The sequence below is a fragment of the Actinoplanes hulinensis genome (assembly GCF_019429605.1).
GTDB lineage: Bacteria > Actinomycetota > Actinomycetes > Mycobacteriales > Micromonosporaceae > Actinoplanes > Actinoplanes campanulatus.
Map to the genome: position 1 here is coordinate 131,525 of NZ_JAHXZI010000002.1, position 13,661 is coordinate 145,185.

The 13,661-nt window shown below is 71.1% G+C and carries 14 protein-coding genes; 3 read left to right on the forward strand and 11 right to left on the reverse strand.

From position 1 onward, the window contains the following. The first annotated feature begins 144 nt into the window (after nt 1–144). The 3 genes from KZ829_RS04320 to KZ829_RS04330 are packed head-to-tail and all read left to right on the forward strand — an operon-like array spanning nt 145 to nt 3,952. A complete protein-coding gene (locus tag KZ829_RS04320) occupies nt 145–2,196 on the forward strand; it encodes a flagellar biosynthesis protein FlhA (RefSeq protein WP_220142544.1) in 2,052 nt (683 codons plus the stop codon). Next, a complete protein-coding gene (locus KZ829_RS04325; protein ID WP_308285331.1) occupies nt 2,186–3,688 on the forward strand; it encodes a hypothetical protein in 1,503 nt (500 codons plus the stop codon). Before KZ829_RS04320 ends, KZ829_RS04325 begins: the two co-directional genes overlap by 11 nt. A 12-nt stretch (nt 3,689–3,700) precedes the next feature. Next, complete coding sequence (locus tag KZ829_RS04330; RefSeq protein ID WP_220142546.1) at nt 3,701–3,952, forward strand: hypothetical protein; 252 nt, start codon at nt 3,701–3,703, stop codon at nt 3,950–3,952. 62 nt (nt 3,953–4,014) lie between these two features. Here the strand turns inward: KZ829_RS04330 and KZ829_RS43790 are convergent, their stop codons facing one another. From KZ829_RS43790 to KZ829_RS04385, 11 genes are all read right to left on the reverse strand, one after another. Beyond that, nucleotides 4,015–5,790 (reverse strand): flagellar hook-length control protein FliK, encoded by a 1,776-nt coding sequence (locus KZ829_RS43790; protein WP_220142547.1) that lies wholly within the window; start codon nt 5,788–5,790, stop codon nt 4,015–4,017. Nucleotides 5,791–5,828: 38 nt separating this feature from the next. Then, nucleotides 5,829–6,800: a transglycosylase SLT domain-containing protein gene (locus KZ829_RS04340; RefSeq protein ID WP_220142874.1), complete on the reverse strand. Its 972-nt coding sequence runs from the start codon at nt 6,798–6,800 to the stop codon at nt 5,829–5,831. Nucleotides 6,801–6,802: 2 nt separating this feature from the next. Then, the gene (locus KZ829_RS04345) at nt 6,803–7,261 is read right to left on the reverse strand and encodes a flagellar FliJ family protein (protein WP_220142548.1); all 459 of its coding nucleotides are present in this window, start codon (nt 7,259–7,261) and stop codon (nt 6,803–6,805) included. Nucleotides 7,262–7,413: 152 nt separating this feature from the next. Next, nucleotides 7,414–8,721, reverse strand: a complete 1,308-nt coding sequence (locus KZ829_RS04350; protein WP_220142549.1) for a FliI/YscN family ATPase — start codon at nt 8,719–8,721, stop codon at nt 7,414–7,416. An 11-nt stretch (nt 8,722–8,732) separates the two neighbouring features. Then, nucleotides 8,733–9,401, reverse strand: a complete 669-nt coding sequence (locus tag KZ829_RS04355; protein ID WP_246635062.1) for a FliH/SctL family protein — start codon at nt 9,399–9,401, stop codon at nt 8,733–8,735. Beyond that, the gene (fliG, locus tag KZ829_RS04360) at nt 9,385–10,386 is read right to left on the reverse strand and encodes a flagellar motor switch protein FliG (RefSeq protein WP_246635063.1); all 1,002 of its coding nucleotides are present in this window, start codon (nt 10,384–10,386) and stop codon (nt 9,385–9,387) included. Before fliG ends, KZ829_RS04355 begins: the two co-directional genes overlap by 17 nt. A 47-nt stretch (nt 10,387–10,433) precedes the next feature. Then, entirely contained in the window at nt 10,434–12,038 is a 1,605-nt protein-coding gene (gene fliF, locus KZ829_RS04365) for a flagellar basal-body MS-ring/collar protein FliF (RefSeq protein WP_220142551.1), read from the reverse strand. A 1-nt stretch (nt 12,039) separates the two neighbouring features. Beyond that, entirely contained in the window at nt 12,040–12,411 is a 372-nt protein-coding gene (gene fliE, locus KZ829_RS04370) for a flagellar hook-basal body complex protein FliE (protein ID WP_308285332.1), read from the reverse strand. After that, the gene (locus KZ829_RS04375) at nt 12,408–12,800 is read right to left on the reverse strand and encodes a flagellar basal body rod protein FlgC (protein WP_220142553.1); all 393 of its coding nucleotides are present in this window, start codon (nt 12,798–12,800) and stop codon (nt 12,408–12,410) included. The genes fliE and KZ829_RS04375 overlap by 4 nt, the downstream gene beginning before the upstream one ends. 2 nt (nt 12,801–12,802) lie before the next feature. Continuing rightward, the gene (gene flgB, locus KZ829_RS04380) at nt 12,803–13,150 is read right to left on the reverse strand and encodes a flagellar basal body rod protein FlgB (RefSeq protein WP_220142554.1); all 348 of its coding nucleotides are present in this window, start codon (nt 13,148–13,150) and stop codon (nt 12,803–12,805) included. 184 nt (nt 13,151–13,334) lie between these two features. Next, entirely contained in the window at nt 13,335–13,661 is a 327-nt protein-coding gene (locus KZ829_RS04385) for a hypothetical protein (protein ID WP_246635064.1), read from the reverse strand.

The window sequence follows — 13,661 nt, forward strand, 5'->3', positions numbered from 1 at the left end:
ACGCGGTGCAAGAGCAGGGAAGATCGGTGCGTGGCGGTGCCACAGCGGCCTCAGTGACGGCGCCGAAACGCCGGTCGGACCAATGCCAGGACGGCGTCGGCGGGGCTCGGACGATCACCGGACTGCCCACGCTCGGAAGGTGCCGTGAAGACGAAGCAGCTTGGCAGGCTCGCCGTACCCGTGGGGGTCGTCGGCATCATCATCATGATGGTCGTCCCGCTGCCGACCTTCCTGCTGGACCTGCTGATCGCCGTGAACATCACGACCGCGCTGCTGGTGCTGCTGATCTCGATGTTCGTGCAGAAACCGCTCGACTTCGCCATCTTCCCCGCGCTGCTGCTCGTCCTGACCCTGTTCCGGCTCGCCCTCAACATCAGCGCGACCCGCCTGGTGCTGCGCGACGGCGACGCCGGCAAGGTGATCCACGCGTTCGGCAGCTTCGTCGTCGGCGGCAACCTGGTCATCGGCCTGGTCATCTTCTCGATCCTGGTGATCGTCCAGATGATCGTGGTCACCAAGGGGGCCGAGCGGGTCGCCGAGGTCGGCGCCCGGTTCACCCTCGACGCCATGCCCGGCAAGCAGATGGCCATCGACGCCGACCTCAACGCCGGTCTGATCGACGACGCCGAGGCCAAGAAGCGCCGCGCCGAGGTGGCCGCCGAGGCCGACTTCTACGGCGCCATGGACGGTGGGTCCAAGTTCGTCAAGGGCGACGCGATCGCGGCCATCATCATCACGGTGATCAACCTGGTCGGCGGCTTCGCGGTCGGCATCATGCAGGCCGGCATGTCCCCGGCCGACGCGATGAACCACTACAGCATGCTGAGCATCGGCGACGGCCTGGTCTCGCAGATCCCGGCACTGCTGCTGTCGGTCGCCACCGGTCTGATCGTGACCCGCTCGGCCACCACCGGGGACATGGGGCAGAGCGTCACCACCCAGCTCAGCCAGAACAAGCTCGCGCTGCGCATCGGCGGCGGCGCCGCGATCGCCCTGTGCATCATCCCGGGCCTGCCGAAACTTCCCTTTCTGCTGGTCGGCGGGGCGGTGCTGTTGATCGCCCAGCGGGTGAAGGACCCGGAGCCGGAGGTGGTCGACACCCACGGCGTCGCGGCGGAGGGCTCCGACCTGCCCGCACCCGACAGCCCGGAACAGCTGCTCGGCGAGATGCGGATCGACCCGCTGGAGCTGGCGCTCGCCCCGGATCTGGTCGACCTCGTCGACGTCAACAGCGGCGACCTGCTCGACCGGGTCCGCGCCCTGCGCCGCAAGATGGCCATGGAACTCGGCGTGATCATGCCGCCGGTCCGCACCCGGGACGACCTGGACCTGCCCCTCTCCTCGTACGCGATCCGGATCTCCGGGGTGGACGCCGGAGCCGGCCAGGCGCCGCCGGGCACCGTGCTCGCCATCGGCGAGGGCCTCCAGGCGCTGCCCGGCCGTGCCGGGGTCGAACCGGTCTTCGGGCTGGCCGGCAAGTGGGTCCCCGCCGAACTGCACTACCAGGCCGAGATCTCCGGGGCGACCGTGGTGGACCGGGCCTCGGTGATCATCACGCATCTCGCCGAGATCGTCCGGACCAACGCCAGCCGCCTGCTCGGCCGGGAGGACGTCCGCGCGCTCAGCGACATGGTCAAGCGCACCCACCCGGTCGTGGTGGAGGAACTGACCCCGGCGCTGCTCAGCCTCGGCCAGATCCAGAAGGTGTTGCAGGCGCTGCTCGACGAGGGCGTGCCGATCCGCGACCTGGTGCGCATCTTCGAGGCGCTCTCGCTGCGGGCCAAGGTCTCCGTCGACCACGACGGCCTGATCGAGGCGGCGCGCGCGGCCCTCGGCCCGGCCATCGCCGCCCAGTACGTGGCCGCCGGCCGGCTCACCGTGATCACACTCGACCCGATGCTCGAGCAGAGCCTGCTCGAATCACTGCGGCCCAGCGACACCGGCGCCTTCATGGCGATCGACGGCATGCGTGCCGAGGCGATCGTCAGCGAGGCGGGCCGGCTCACCGAGGCCGCCGAGCAGCAGGGCCTGAATCCGGTCCTGGCGTGCTCACCACAGCTGAGGCTGCCGCTGATGCGACTGCTGCGGGCCGGCTCACGCCGGGTCCAGGTGCTGTCGTACAGCGAAATCTCTGGTTCCACCGCACAGATCGAGACGATAGGGGTGGTGAACGGTGCCTACGCGGGTGCTTCTTGAGGGGCCGGCCATCGAGCCACTGCTGGCTCAGATTCGTGACGAGTACGGCTCAGGCGTACGGATCATCTCCGCCGACAAGGTACGAAGTGGTGGTATCGGGGGCTTCTTCGCGAAACAGCACTTCGAACTCTCCGTCGAGGTACCGGATCCGAACGAGGACAGTGAGGACATGGCGCAACAGTCCGTTGCCGAGAGCAGCACACCCAGCTTCGAGCGCCTGCTCGAACAGGCCGAAGCCCAGGACCGGGTGAACACCGAGAGGGCGGCCGTCCCCGACCGGCCCGCGCGCCAGGAAGGCCGGCAGGCCGGAATGGGTGACACCGGTGCGGCGTTCGCCGAGCTGATGGCCGGTCTGGACGTCGCCGGTCACCTGGGCGAGGGCCGGGCGCCCGGCAGCCCCCGGTCGGCCAAGCCCCGGCATGCCGAGGCCGGCGAGGACAAACCCACGGTGCGGCCGTTCCGGCCGGCGCCGGCCGAGCTGCCCGCCATGCCGAATTTCGGGGAATGGCCCACCGGCCGGGACCGGGAGGCCGCCGAGCCGCGCGGGACCATGACACCGATCCGGGCGGCCGCCGCGACTCCGCGCGCCGCGGCGCCCGTGTCGGCGCAGCCGGCGCCTCCGCGTACGTTCGGTGGGGTTCCGGCCCCGATGCGGTCGGCCGCCGAGGTGTACGGCCTGGAGGAGTCGATGCCGCTCTCCCCGGTTCCGGCGTCATCGGCCCCGGTCGAGGCCCCGGTTCCGGTCGAGGCCCCGGTCCCGGTTGCGGCTCCGGTCGCGGTCGGCCAGGGCGAGCTGGATGCGGTCCAGCGCAACCTGATGTCGGTCGGGATGCCGGAGTCGATGGCTCGCAAGATCACGGGCGGGGACACGTACGCCGGTGTGCTCAGCGTCCTGGCCGCCCGTCCGGCCGCACCCGGTATCCCGGACGGCGGCGGCGAGATCCTGGTGCTGGCCGGTGAGGTGCACGCCGCGGTGCCGATCGCCAAGCAGCTCCTCGACCAGGTGCACGTGGACCAGACCCATCTGCTGCTGGCGGCGCCCTCCACGGCGGGGACCGGGCTGCACTCGTCCCGGCTCATCTCCAGCTGCAGCGCGGCCGAGTCGCGGGCCGAGAAGCTCCAGAGCTCCGACAATCCGTGGGTGGTGGTGATCGACGCCCCGGTCGGCGGGACCGACGCGTTCTGGGTCAACGACATGTGCGAGGCGCTCGGGGCCACCGCGCTCTGGGCCGTCGTCGACGCCACCCGCAAGACCGCGGACACCGCCCGTCACCTGCTCGGTCTCGGCGACGTCGAGGCCCTCGTGGTGCACGGCGTGGAGCTCACATCGGATCCGGGTTCGGTGCTGGGCCTGGACGTGCCGATCTTCTCGCTGGACGGCAAGCCGGCCACCCCGCACGCCTGGGCCGCGATGCTCTGCGCCCGGATCGCGGCCGAGGTGATGCCGTCCGCGGTCGCCCAGCGCCGGCTGACCCGTTCCGGCCGCCGTTGAGCGGGCGCCGCGATGATCAGGCCGTCGGTTCTGCTGTTCGCGCTGCTGATCAGCGCGCCGGCCTGGTACCGCCTGCTCCTCGACGAGCTGGAGCTCCGCCAGGTGCTGATCCGGTTCCTGATCGCGGTGCCGGTCGCCGCGGTGCTGCTCGCCGGGCTCCGGTTCCTCCTCGCCGGTTACCGGAAGGTCGAGGAGGAAGAGGCGCCCGCATCCGTCGTGGTGACACCCGAGCGGTACGACTCCGCGCCCGATGAGTCACGCTGACCACCCGCGGTGAACCAACCGGCGCCGGCCCGCGAATCCGCGGGCCGGCGCCGGTCACATCGCTAGACGTGGGTGTCCAGCCGTCCACTGCCCAGGTCGACCCGGCGCGTGGTGGCCGGGGCCGGTTGTTCGGCGCCGGTGTCCGGGCCACCCCGGGATCCGCCGTCGGTGCGCCGGCCGAGGTGCTCGGCGAACTGCTGCCGGGCCTGCTGCTCGGCGCTGCCCTGCCGCAGGTCGAGTGAGCAGTTGTTGAAGCCGGCCTCGTTCAGTTGGCGGCGCAGGTCGTCGAGGGACTGCCGCAGCGCCTCGGTGCCGGCTTCGGTCCCGCCGGTCAACCGCACGCTGATGTCGCCGTTGCGGATCTCCGCCACCACCTGCACCGGTCCGAGGTCGGCGGGGTGCAGGTGCACGGTCAGCCGGTGCACGCCGTCCGCGTCCAGTCGCAGCGGGATGATCCGGGTGGCGACCTGTGCCGCGTAGGGGGACGGGGTGGCCGGTGGCGGCGCCGGTGGGGCCGGGGCCTGGGCGGTCGGCGCGGTGGCCTGCGGCCCGGTCGTCCCCGGCAGCCCGGCGACGCTCGGATGAGCTGGACCGGCTTCGACCGGTCCGGCGGCCTGGGGAAGAACCGTGGAGAACGCGGTGGCGGACTCCGCCGCGGCACGTCCGGTGGCGGGCGCGCCGGCCCCGCCGCCCGCTTCGGGCTGCTGGTCACCCTGTCCGGCGGAACCCTGCTCGGGCGTGGTGTCAGCGGTGGGCGCCGTCGGGACGGAGGCGTCCGCGGTGGTGCCGAGATCGGTGCCGGCGGATTCCGTGCCGTCCGCGGTCGCCTGGATGGCGGCCTCGCCGGCGCGCAAGCTCTCCGGCCGCAGCGGGGCGGGTGCCACGGCGCCGGTGGCCGTCCCGGTGAGGCCGTTCGCCGGAACGGCGGCCGCCTCGACGGTCGTCCGGCCCGGAACGGCGACCTGGTCGGCGTCGGCGGTGGTTGCGGGCACGGTCGGGCCGTCCTGGCCCGGAACGGCGACCTGGTCGGGCTCGACGGTGGCGGCGGTGGTTGCGGGCACGGTCGGGCCGCCCTGGCCCGCCGGAGCCGGTCCGGTCGGTGCCGTCACCTGGTCCGTGCCGGCCGAGGTCGGGTCGGCCTGCGGCGGCTCGGTGGTCATGGCCTGGATCGCGACCGGCACCGGAACGACGGCCGTCGCCGCGACGGAACCGGTCTCAGCGGCGTTCGGCTCCTGCTCGGTGCTGGTCTGGTCCGGCTCGGAGGACGCCGTGGCACGCTGCTTGGTCGCCCGCTCGGTGGTGTTCCGGTCATCGGCGGTGCGGTTCGGCGAGGTACGTTCCGACGTGGTGCGGCCGGGCGAGTTCCGGCCCGCGACCGACCGCCGGTCGGCGGCCCTGTCCGCCGCCCGCATGGCGGCGGCCCGCTCAGCAGCGGCTTCCCGGCTGTCGGCGGTGCGGTCGGCGGCCCGCTGAGCGGCTTCCCGGCTGTCGGCTGTACGCGCGGCGGCCCGCTCGGCCGCTCGCGCGACGGCGGCCCGCTGGGCGGTTTCCCGGCTGTCGGCTGTACGGGCGGCGGCCGCCCGGGTGGCGGCGGCGGCCCGTTCGGTGGCCGCCCGTGACATCGCGGCCCGGGACATGAGGGACTGGTAATCAGCCGAGCCGGCACCGGCCCGGCTGCCGCCGCGATCCTGGTCGTTCGCATCGGTCGATCGGCCCATCTCGTTCGAGAGCGCCGACCCGAAGTCCGATCCGTCACCACTGCGGCGCCCAGTCGGCGGGCGGCCGATCTCGGTACCCGGTCGGCGGTCGGGGCCGGTCACTGAACTCGGCGTGGTCATCGGATCTCCCTACTCTTCGATATCTGCCCGGGTCGATCTCAGCGATCGAGTGCGGCCAGGGCGTTCTGCACCTTCGGGACGTATGCCTGGGTCTCCGCGTACGGAGGGATGCCGTTGTGCTTGTGAACCGCTCCGCCGCCCGCGTTGTACGCGGCCAGGGCCAGCGGTACGGACTTGAACTCGCGCAGGTGCTGGGCCAGGAGCTTGGCGGCCCCGTTCACGGCCTGGGCCGGGTCGAAGGCGTCGTGCACCCCGAGGCCGCGGGCGGTGGACGGCATGAGCTGCATGAGGCCCTGGGCGCCGGCTTTGCTGACCGCCCTCGGGTCGTACCCGGATTCCACCTTGGCAACCGCTGCCAGCAGCTTCGGTGAGACGTCATACTTCGCGCCGGCCTTCAGGAACAGGTCGGCGTACGGCACTCCGCCGAGTTCGCCGCCGGTCCGCAGCCCGGCCGGGCGCAGCGACGACATGTCCTGCACCGCGGCGGTGGGGACGGTGTCGAGGACCCGGCGGATGGCGCTGGGCGTCTCGTACACATTCTGGATCTTGACGCGGTCACCGGGCTTCGGCGCCGCGATCATCCGGTTGTCGCCCAGGTAGATCGCCACATGGTCGACCGGCGAGTTGAACGCCAGGATGTCGCCCGGCTTCGCCTCGGACAGGCTCGCCACCGGGCGCCCGGCGCGGGCCTGCTGCCACGAGTTTCGCGGCAGTTCGACGCCGAGGTCCCGGTAGGCCCGCTGAACCAGGCCGGAGCAGTCCAGGCCCTTGTCCGGGTCGGTGCCGCCGAAGACGTACGGCGTACCCAGATATCTCTTGGCCGCCGCGACGATGTCGTCACCGCTCGGTCCGCCGGTGACGGCCGGCCCGCCGAGGGTGCCGGTGGCTCCGGCCAGCGCCGATGCGAACTTCGTGCCGGAGGCGCCGCCGGCGGTGACCGGTGCCGGGTTCAGGCCCAGCTGGTTCTGCAGTTCCGTGACACGGGAGAGGATCCCGCTGACACCCAGCATCGTCACGCTTCGCTCCGGTTCGGGTCGTTGACGTCTCCGGCGGCGCTGCGCGCCTTGGCGGTCACCGCGAGTTCGTCCAGAACGGCCTGATCGGTCCGCAGGTCGTGGGCCTTGACCATGGCCGCGTGGCGGTCGCCCATCATCTCCACCGCCCGGCGCCGCTTGGCGGCGTCCGCGAGGGCGGCGAGTCTCTCCTGCTCGATCTCTTCGGCGGCGGTCACCATCCGCTGTGCGTCGAAGAGGCCGGCGGCGAGGGACTGCCGGGCGACCAGCGCCGCCACCATGGCACGGGCGGAGCCCTCGGACGGAGCGTCCGCCCCGACGAGTTCGAGCTTGCGGCGCCGGACCATGGCCTCGGCGTCCCGGACATCGGCCCGGGACTGGATCACGGCGCCGCGAGCGGCGTCCTCCTGTGCCTTGCGGGCACGCAGTACGGGCGCCAGCCGGAACAGACGATTCAACGTTGGCCTCCTAGCGGGGCGGGTGGGCCTTCACATGCCGGTTCGGTCAGACAGCCGTTCCGCTGAGGTCCTGCACCCGCTTCGCTCCCGACCTGCCCCGCTCGCCCACCTCAACTCCGCGACCCGCCCGGATGTCCGGATCCGTGACCGCCTCAGGTGGTGGCGATCAGGGCGCGCAGTTCGTCCCAGGCGGACTCGGCGGTGGTGCGGTCGTCGAGGTTCTGGCGGAGGAACGCGCCGATCTGCGGCCAGGCCGCGTTGGCCCGGTCCGCGTCCGGATTGGTGCCGGGTACGTAGGCGCCGATCTCGACGAGTTCGCGGACGTCCCGGTGCGCGGCCATCAGCCGGCGCAGCTCGGTGGCGTCGGACCGCTGCTGCGGTGTCGTGATCCGGTTGGCGACCCGGGAGATCGAGTCCAGCGCCTGGATCGCCGGGAAGTGCCCGGCGGTGGCGAGCTTACGGTCCAGCACGATGTGCCCGTCCAGGATCGAGCGGGCGGCGTCGGCGATCGGCTCGTTGTGGTCGTCGCCTTCTACCAGCACCGTGTAGAGGCCGGTGATGCTGCCCCGGGCGCCCGGCCCGGCCCGTTCCAGCAGGGAGGCGAGCATCGCGAAGACGGACGGCGGATATCCGCGGGTGGCCGGCGGCTCGCCGACCGAGAGGCCGACCTCACGCTGCGCCATCGCCGCACGGGTCACGCTGTCCATCATCAGCAGCACGTCGGCGCCGTCGTCCCGGTAGTACTCGGCGATCCGGGTGGCCACCGCGCCGGCCCGGAGCCGGACCAGCGGCGGGGTGTCCGAGGTGGCGATCACCAGCACCGAGCGGGCCAGCCCTTCCGGGCCGAGGTCGTGTTCGATGAACTCGCGTACCTCGCGGCCGCGCTCGCCGACCAGGGCGACCACGTTCAGTTCCGCCGAGGTGCCCCGCGTGATCATGCTCATCAGGGTGGACTTGCCGACCCCGGAGCCGGCGAAGATGCCGATGCGCTGGCCCCGCCCGCACGGGACGAGGGTGTCCAGGACGCGTACCCCGAGGGACATCGGCGCGTCGACGAGCTGCCTTTCCATGGCCGAGGGCGGCGCCGAGTCGATCGGCACCAGGTGCCCGCGCAGCGGTGGACCACCGTCCATCGGCCGGCCCAGCCCGTCCAGGATCCGGCCGCGCAGGTCGGGCCCGACCGCGACGCGCAGTGGCCCGCCGGTGCTCACCGCCGGGGTGCCCGCGCCGATCCCGGTGATCGGGCCGAGCGGCATGCAGGAGAGCCGTTCCCCGTCCAGCGCGGCCACCTCGGCCAGCACGATGTCCTTGCCGACGCCGAGCCGCAGCAAATCACCGACGTTCGCCTCGAGCCCGCTGACCGTGACGCGCAACCCGACCGCTCCGGTCACCCGCCCACTGACCAGGGGGCGGGCCGCCTCGATGGCGCTGTGCAGCCGGTGCTGGAACAGATCGGTCATTGCCGGATCCTCTACATCCGCAGGGCCTCCCGGGCGCGGTCCATCGCGGTGGCGACGGTCGCGTCGACGGTTGCGGTACCCGTCTCGGCGACGGCGTCACCGGGTCGGAGCCCGGGATCGGGGCGCAGCACGATCCGCCGCCCCTGATAGTCGAAATCGCCCCCGGAGCCCTCGCCGACCAGGCTCTGGAGGTCGTCCGGATGCAGGCTGACGACCACGTCGGCGTGTTGCGGGGCGGCGGTCATGGCCCGTCGCAGGGCGTCCGCCCCGCGTTCCGGGTCCTCCCGCAGGGCCCGGCCGATGATCCCCTCGGCCAGCTCCCAGGCGCTCGCCATGATCAATTCCTGCATATCGGTGTAGGTCGGCCTGAGCTGGTCCTCCAGGTCGGTGACCGCACGGCCGAGGGCGTTCACCGCCTGGGCCAGGGCCATGGCGCGGCGATGCTCGTGCTCCTCCTCGGCGACCACGGCGCGAGCCGCGGCGGCCTCGTTGGCCACCGCGGCGTCACGTTTGCCCGCCGCCCACCCTTCGGCGTAACCGGTGGTCCGGGCCTGCTGTTTGGCCTTCTCGACGGCTTCGCTGTCGACCGGGGTGTCGGGCCGCAGATCGACGGCGAACCGCGCGGCGGCGGCGTTCTCGGCCATCGCCCCGCGGATCACCCGGTCAGGCGATGAGCTCATCGGCCTCGCCACCACGCTGGATCTCGATCTGGCCGGAGTCCTCCAGCGAGCGGATGACGCCGACGATCTTGGCCTGGGACTCCTCGACCATCTTGACCTTGACCGGGCCCAGCAGGTCCATCTCCTCCAGCAGGTTCTCCCGCCCGCGCTCGGACAGGTTGCCGGTGACCTTGTCCCGCACGCTCACCGGCACACCCTTGAGGGCGGTGGCCAGGTCGGCCGGCTCCACCTGCCGCAGGATCAGCTGCACCGCGCGGTCGTCCAGGTTCACGATGTCCTCGAACATGAACATCCGCCGGCGGATCTCCTCGGCCAGCTCCGGGCTGCGCGTCTCGAGGGCCTCCAGGATGAGCCGCTCGGTCGTGCGGTCGGCGCGGTTGATGATGTCGACGAGCGGTTGCAGACCACCGACCGTGGAGAGCTCGTCCGGCTGCAGCACGCTGGAGAGCTTGCGCTGGAGGGCGCTCTCCACCTGCCGGATGATGTCCGGCGAGGTCCGGTCCATGATCGCGATGCGGTGCGCGACCTCGGTCTGCACCTCCAACGGCAGGTTGGCCAGGATCGACGAGGCCAGCGCCGACGGGATGTGCGCCAGCACCAGGGCGATCGTCTGCGGGTGCTCGTACTGAACATAGGACAGCAGTTGCCGTGGGTCCGCGTTGCTGAGGAAGTTGAACGGGATGTCGTCCATCGACGCCTCGAGCCGGTCCAGGATCAGCGCCGCCCGCTCCGAACCGAGCGACGCCTCCAGAAGCTCCCGGGCGTAATCCATGCCACCCGCTCCGGCGTACCGGGTGGTCGCCATGACGTAGAACTCGTCCATCACGTCGTCGACCTGCGCGGGTTGGAGCTTGCCCAGCCGAGCCACCTCGGCGGACACCATCTCGACCTCCTTCTCGGTCAGGTTCGCCATCACCTGGGAGGCGTGTTCCTTGCCGAACTGGACGAGCATGATCGCGGCCTTGCGGGCGCCCGTCATGGACATCGTGGCTAGCTGCGGTGTAGTCAACGGGGTACTCCTGCCGTTCAGTGCTAGACCGGGTCAGAGGACATCCAGCTGCGGATCAGCGCCGCCGTCTCGTCGGGCTTCTCCCGGACCAGCTCCTCGATCTCCCGGCGACGTTCCTCCCGGGCCTCGTCGATCTGGTTGGTCGTGTCCGGCAGCTCCAGCGGCTGCGGCGCGTCGATCTCCAGCTCCGCCCGCTGAGCCTCCAGCGCGGCCTGCATGTCCTCGAGAAGACGACGCTCCTCGTCGGTCAGCTGCTGCTGGCGCTTCTTGGCACGCCGGTGGGCCCGCCAGGCCAGGAAGATCAGGGCCAGCACCACGAGCAGCAGGACCGCCGTCTGGATCAGCTTGGTCCGCTTGGCCGACTCCTCGTCCGCGGCCGCTGCCGCGAGCTCGTCCTGGGCCGCCTTCGCCTGGGTGTCGTCGAACGGCATGGCGGCCACCGCGATGGTGTCGCCCCGGGTCGGGTCGATGCCGGCCGCCGCGCTGAGCAGCTGCTGCACCTCTTCCTTGTTGACCGCACCGGCGGCCGCGCTGTCCAGCAGAACCGACACGTTGAGCCGCTCGATGCTGCCCGGAGCGTTCCGGCGCACCTCCTCCACCTCGTTGAAGCGGCGGGTACGGGTCTCGTCCTTCTGCTGGTACTGGCCGGCGCCCCCGGCGCCGCTGGGCACCTGGATGTTGTCCGGGCCGAGCACGCCACCCGTACCGGTGCCGGTCCCGGCGTAGGTCTCGCTCTTGATGTTCTCCTGCTCGGCGGGCATCGACGGATCGGTGCTGTAGTTCTTGCTGCGCGTCTCGGTCTGGTCGAAGTCCAGGATCGGGCTGGTGGTGACCACCGCGTTGCCGGGGCCGACCAGGTTGTCGAGCATCCGCTGCAGAGACGTGTTCATGCGGTTCTGGAAGGCGACCGTCTGCTGCTCGGTGCCGCTGTCGGCGCCGGCGGAACCGACCGTGTTGCCACCGCCGGTGGAGAGCATCTGCCCGTCCGAGCCGGCGACCGTGACCTGGGTGGGGTCGAGTCCCTCGACGCTCGACGCGACCAGGTGCACGATCGACTGCACCTGCTGCTGGTCGAGCTCCTCGTTCGGCTTCGAGGCGACCAGCACCGACGCCGTCGGCTTCTTCTCGTCGTCGGAGAAGATGTCCTCCTGCGGCATCACGAGGTGAACCGTCGCGGCCTCGACACCGTCGATGGATTTGATCGTGCTGGCCAGCTCACCCTCGAGCGCCCGCTGGTAGTTGGCGTGCTGCATGAAGTCGCTGGTGGTGATGCCCTGCTGGTCCAGCAGCGAGTAACCGGTGCCCTCGTCGCCGGGCAGGCCCTCGCTGGAGAGCTGGAGCCGCAGCTCGTTCACCTGGTCCTTCGGCACCATGATGGTCTGGCCGTCGTTCGCCAGCTCGTAGGAGGTGCCGGACTTCTCCAGCGATTCCACGATCGCAGCGGCGTCCTTGGACGACAGATTGTTGAAGAGGGTCTGGTACGACGGCTTGGCCGCCCAGGTGGCGAAGAAGTAGCCACCGACGAGGATGGCGAGAACCGCGAAAATTGTGACTGCCTTCTGTCCCGGTGTAAAGGACTTGAAGGTGTCCGTAACGCGGCGAACGGGAGCGGGAAGGCGGTCGGTCATATCAGGCCTGCATCCTCATGATCTCTTGGAAGGCCTCGACGGCCTTGTTGCGAACGGCCATGGTCAGCTGCAGTCCGAGAGCCGCCTCGGTGGAGGCCATCGTGTACTGCGCCGGGTCCTGCAGCCGGCCGTCGGCCACCTGCACGGCCAGGTCGCTGGCCTTGGTCTGGGCGGCCTGCACGTTCTCCAGGCCCTTGGCGACCATGCTGGCGAAGTCGCTGTTCGGGCCGACCGCGGAGGGCGTGGACCCGGTCTCCGAGGAACCGCCGAGGCCGCCGAGTTTGAAGCCGCCGGTGACACCGCTGAGACCGCTGAGGCCGGAGACGGAGGAGAAGCCGCCGATGGGGCTGATCGGTGAGGTCAAGACAATCACTTCCCGAGGTTGATCGCGGCGGTGTACGTCTCGCGCGCCCGGTCGACGACCGCAAGGTTCGCCTGGTAGGAGCGCTGGGCCATCATCATCTGGGCCATCTGGTCGCCCATGTTGATGTCCGGCCGGCGGACGTAACCCTCGGCGTCGGCGAGCGGGTTGTCCGGTTCGTGGACCAGGACCCCCTCCGGGCTGCCGAAGTGGGCGCCGGCGACCTCGACCCCGTTCCCGTCCTGTGCGGCGCGGGCCGCGACGTACCGGGCCTGGAAGGCGTTCTCGCTGGTCCGGGTCGTGGTGTTGGCGTTGGCGAGGTTGTCGGCCACGGCGTCCAGCCACTTCCGGTAGACCGTGACACCAGTACCGGCGATCCCGATGGCGTTGAAGGTACTCATCGTCAGGCCCCCTTGATGGCTTCACGCAGCAGGCTGTACTTGCCGTCCAGCGCCCGGATGGCGAGGTTGTAACGCATCGTGGTGTCGATGTGCGACAACGTCTCCTCGTCGAGGTTGACGTTGTTCCCGTTCAGCCGGGTGGGCTCCAGCGACCTCAGCACGCTCGGGGTCACCTCGGCCGGTGACCGGCCCTGGGTGACGGCGCTCTGCAGCGCCTCCTCGAATTTGACCTTACGGGCCTGGTAGCCGGGGGTCTCGATGTTGGCGATGTTGTTGGCGATGGCCTGCTGGCGCACGGCCAGTCCGGTCACCGCGACCCGCAGCGCGGACGACGAGCGGTCGTCGAACAAGGTGGCTCCCTCCGTCGATCCGTTCCTGTCGCCGATCCTTGGCTTCTCGTTCGAGCGATCCGTCGCTCGTACCCTGCACTTCGGCGCACTCGCCGATCCGCTGAGTCCCAACCGGTTGCCGGTAGGTTGCACACGAAAAGGTCCCGTCCCCCGTGTCGGGGGACGGGACCTTCATCAGCCGTTGTCACATGGCGCAGTCGAGGTAGACCGGGCGCTTGACCGCCTCCCCGGTCTCGATCCGGGCGGTCATCGCCGCCTGCTGCCGGTTCGCGGTGATCCGCCGGGCGATCTCCTCGGCCACCGCCAGCTGCCGGGTGAGGATCTCGTCCGCCCGCGGCCTGAGTTCGAGCGGCAGCGCACCCAGCTCGGTCGGCGGACGCCACAGGTTCGCCGGCGGCGTCTCGAGGAGGCGCCGCTCGTCGGCGAGCAGCGTCTCGACCGTCAGCACGTCCAGCTCGAGCTCGTCCAGCGCCGCGCTCCAGGCGCCCCGCCAATCGGTCGACGACGTCAT

Coding starts and splice junctions, on each gene's coding strand:
- KZ829_RS04375 (WP_220142553.1), bottom strand. CDS start 12,800: ATGAGTACCTTCAACGCCATCGGGATCGCCGGTACTGGTGTCACGGTC.
- KZ829_RS04340 (WP_220142874.1), bottom strand. CDS start 6,800: ATGCTGGGTGTCAGCGGGATCCTCTCCCGTGTCACGGAACTGCAGAAC.
- KZ829_RS04330 (WP_220142546.1), top strand. CDS start 3,701: ATGATCAGGCCGTCGGTTCTGCTGTTCGCGCTGCTGATCAGCGCGCCG.
- KZ829_RS04385 (WP_246635064.1), bottom strand. CDS start 13,661: ATGACGTCGTCGACCGATTGGCGGGGCGCCTGGAGCGCGGCGCTGGAC.
- KZ829_RS43790 (WP_220142547.1), bottom strand. CDS start 5,790: ATGACCACGCCGAGTTCAGTGACCGGCCCCGACCGCCGACCGGGTACC.
- KZ829_RS04350 (WP_220142549.1), bottom strand. CDS start 8,721: ATGACCGATCTGTTCCAGCACCGGCTGCACAGCGCCATCGAGGCGGCC.
- KZ829_RS04355 (WP_246635062.1), bottom strand. CDS start 9,401: ATGAGCTCATCGCCTGACCGGGTGATCCGCGGGGCGATGGCCGAGAAC.
- fliG (WP_246635063.1), bottom strand. CDS start 10,386: ATGTCCATGACGGGCGCCCGCAAGGCCGCGATCATGCTCGTCCAGTTC.
- fliF (WP_220142551.1), bottom strand. CDS start 12,038: ATGACCGACCGCCTTCCCGCTCCCGTTCGCCGCGTTACGGACACCTTC.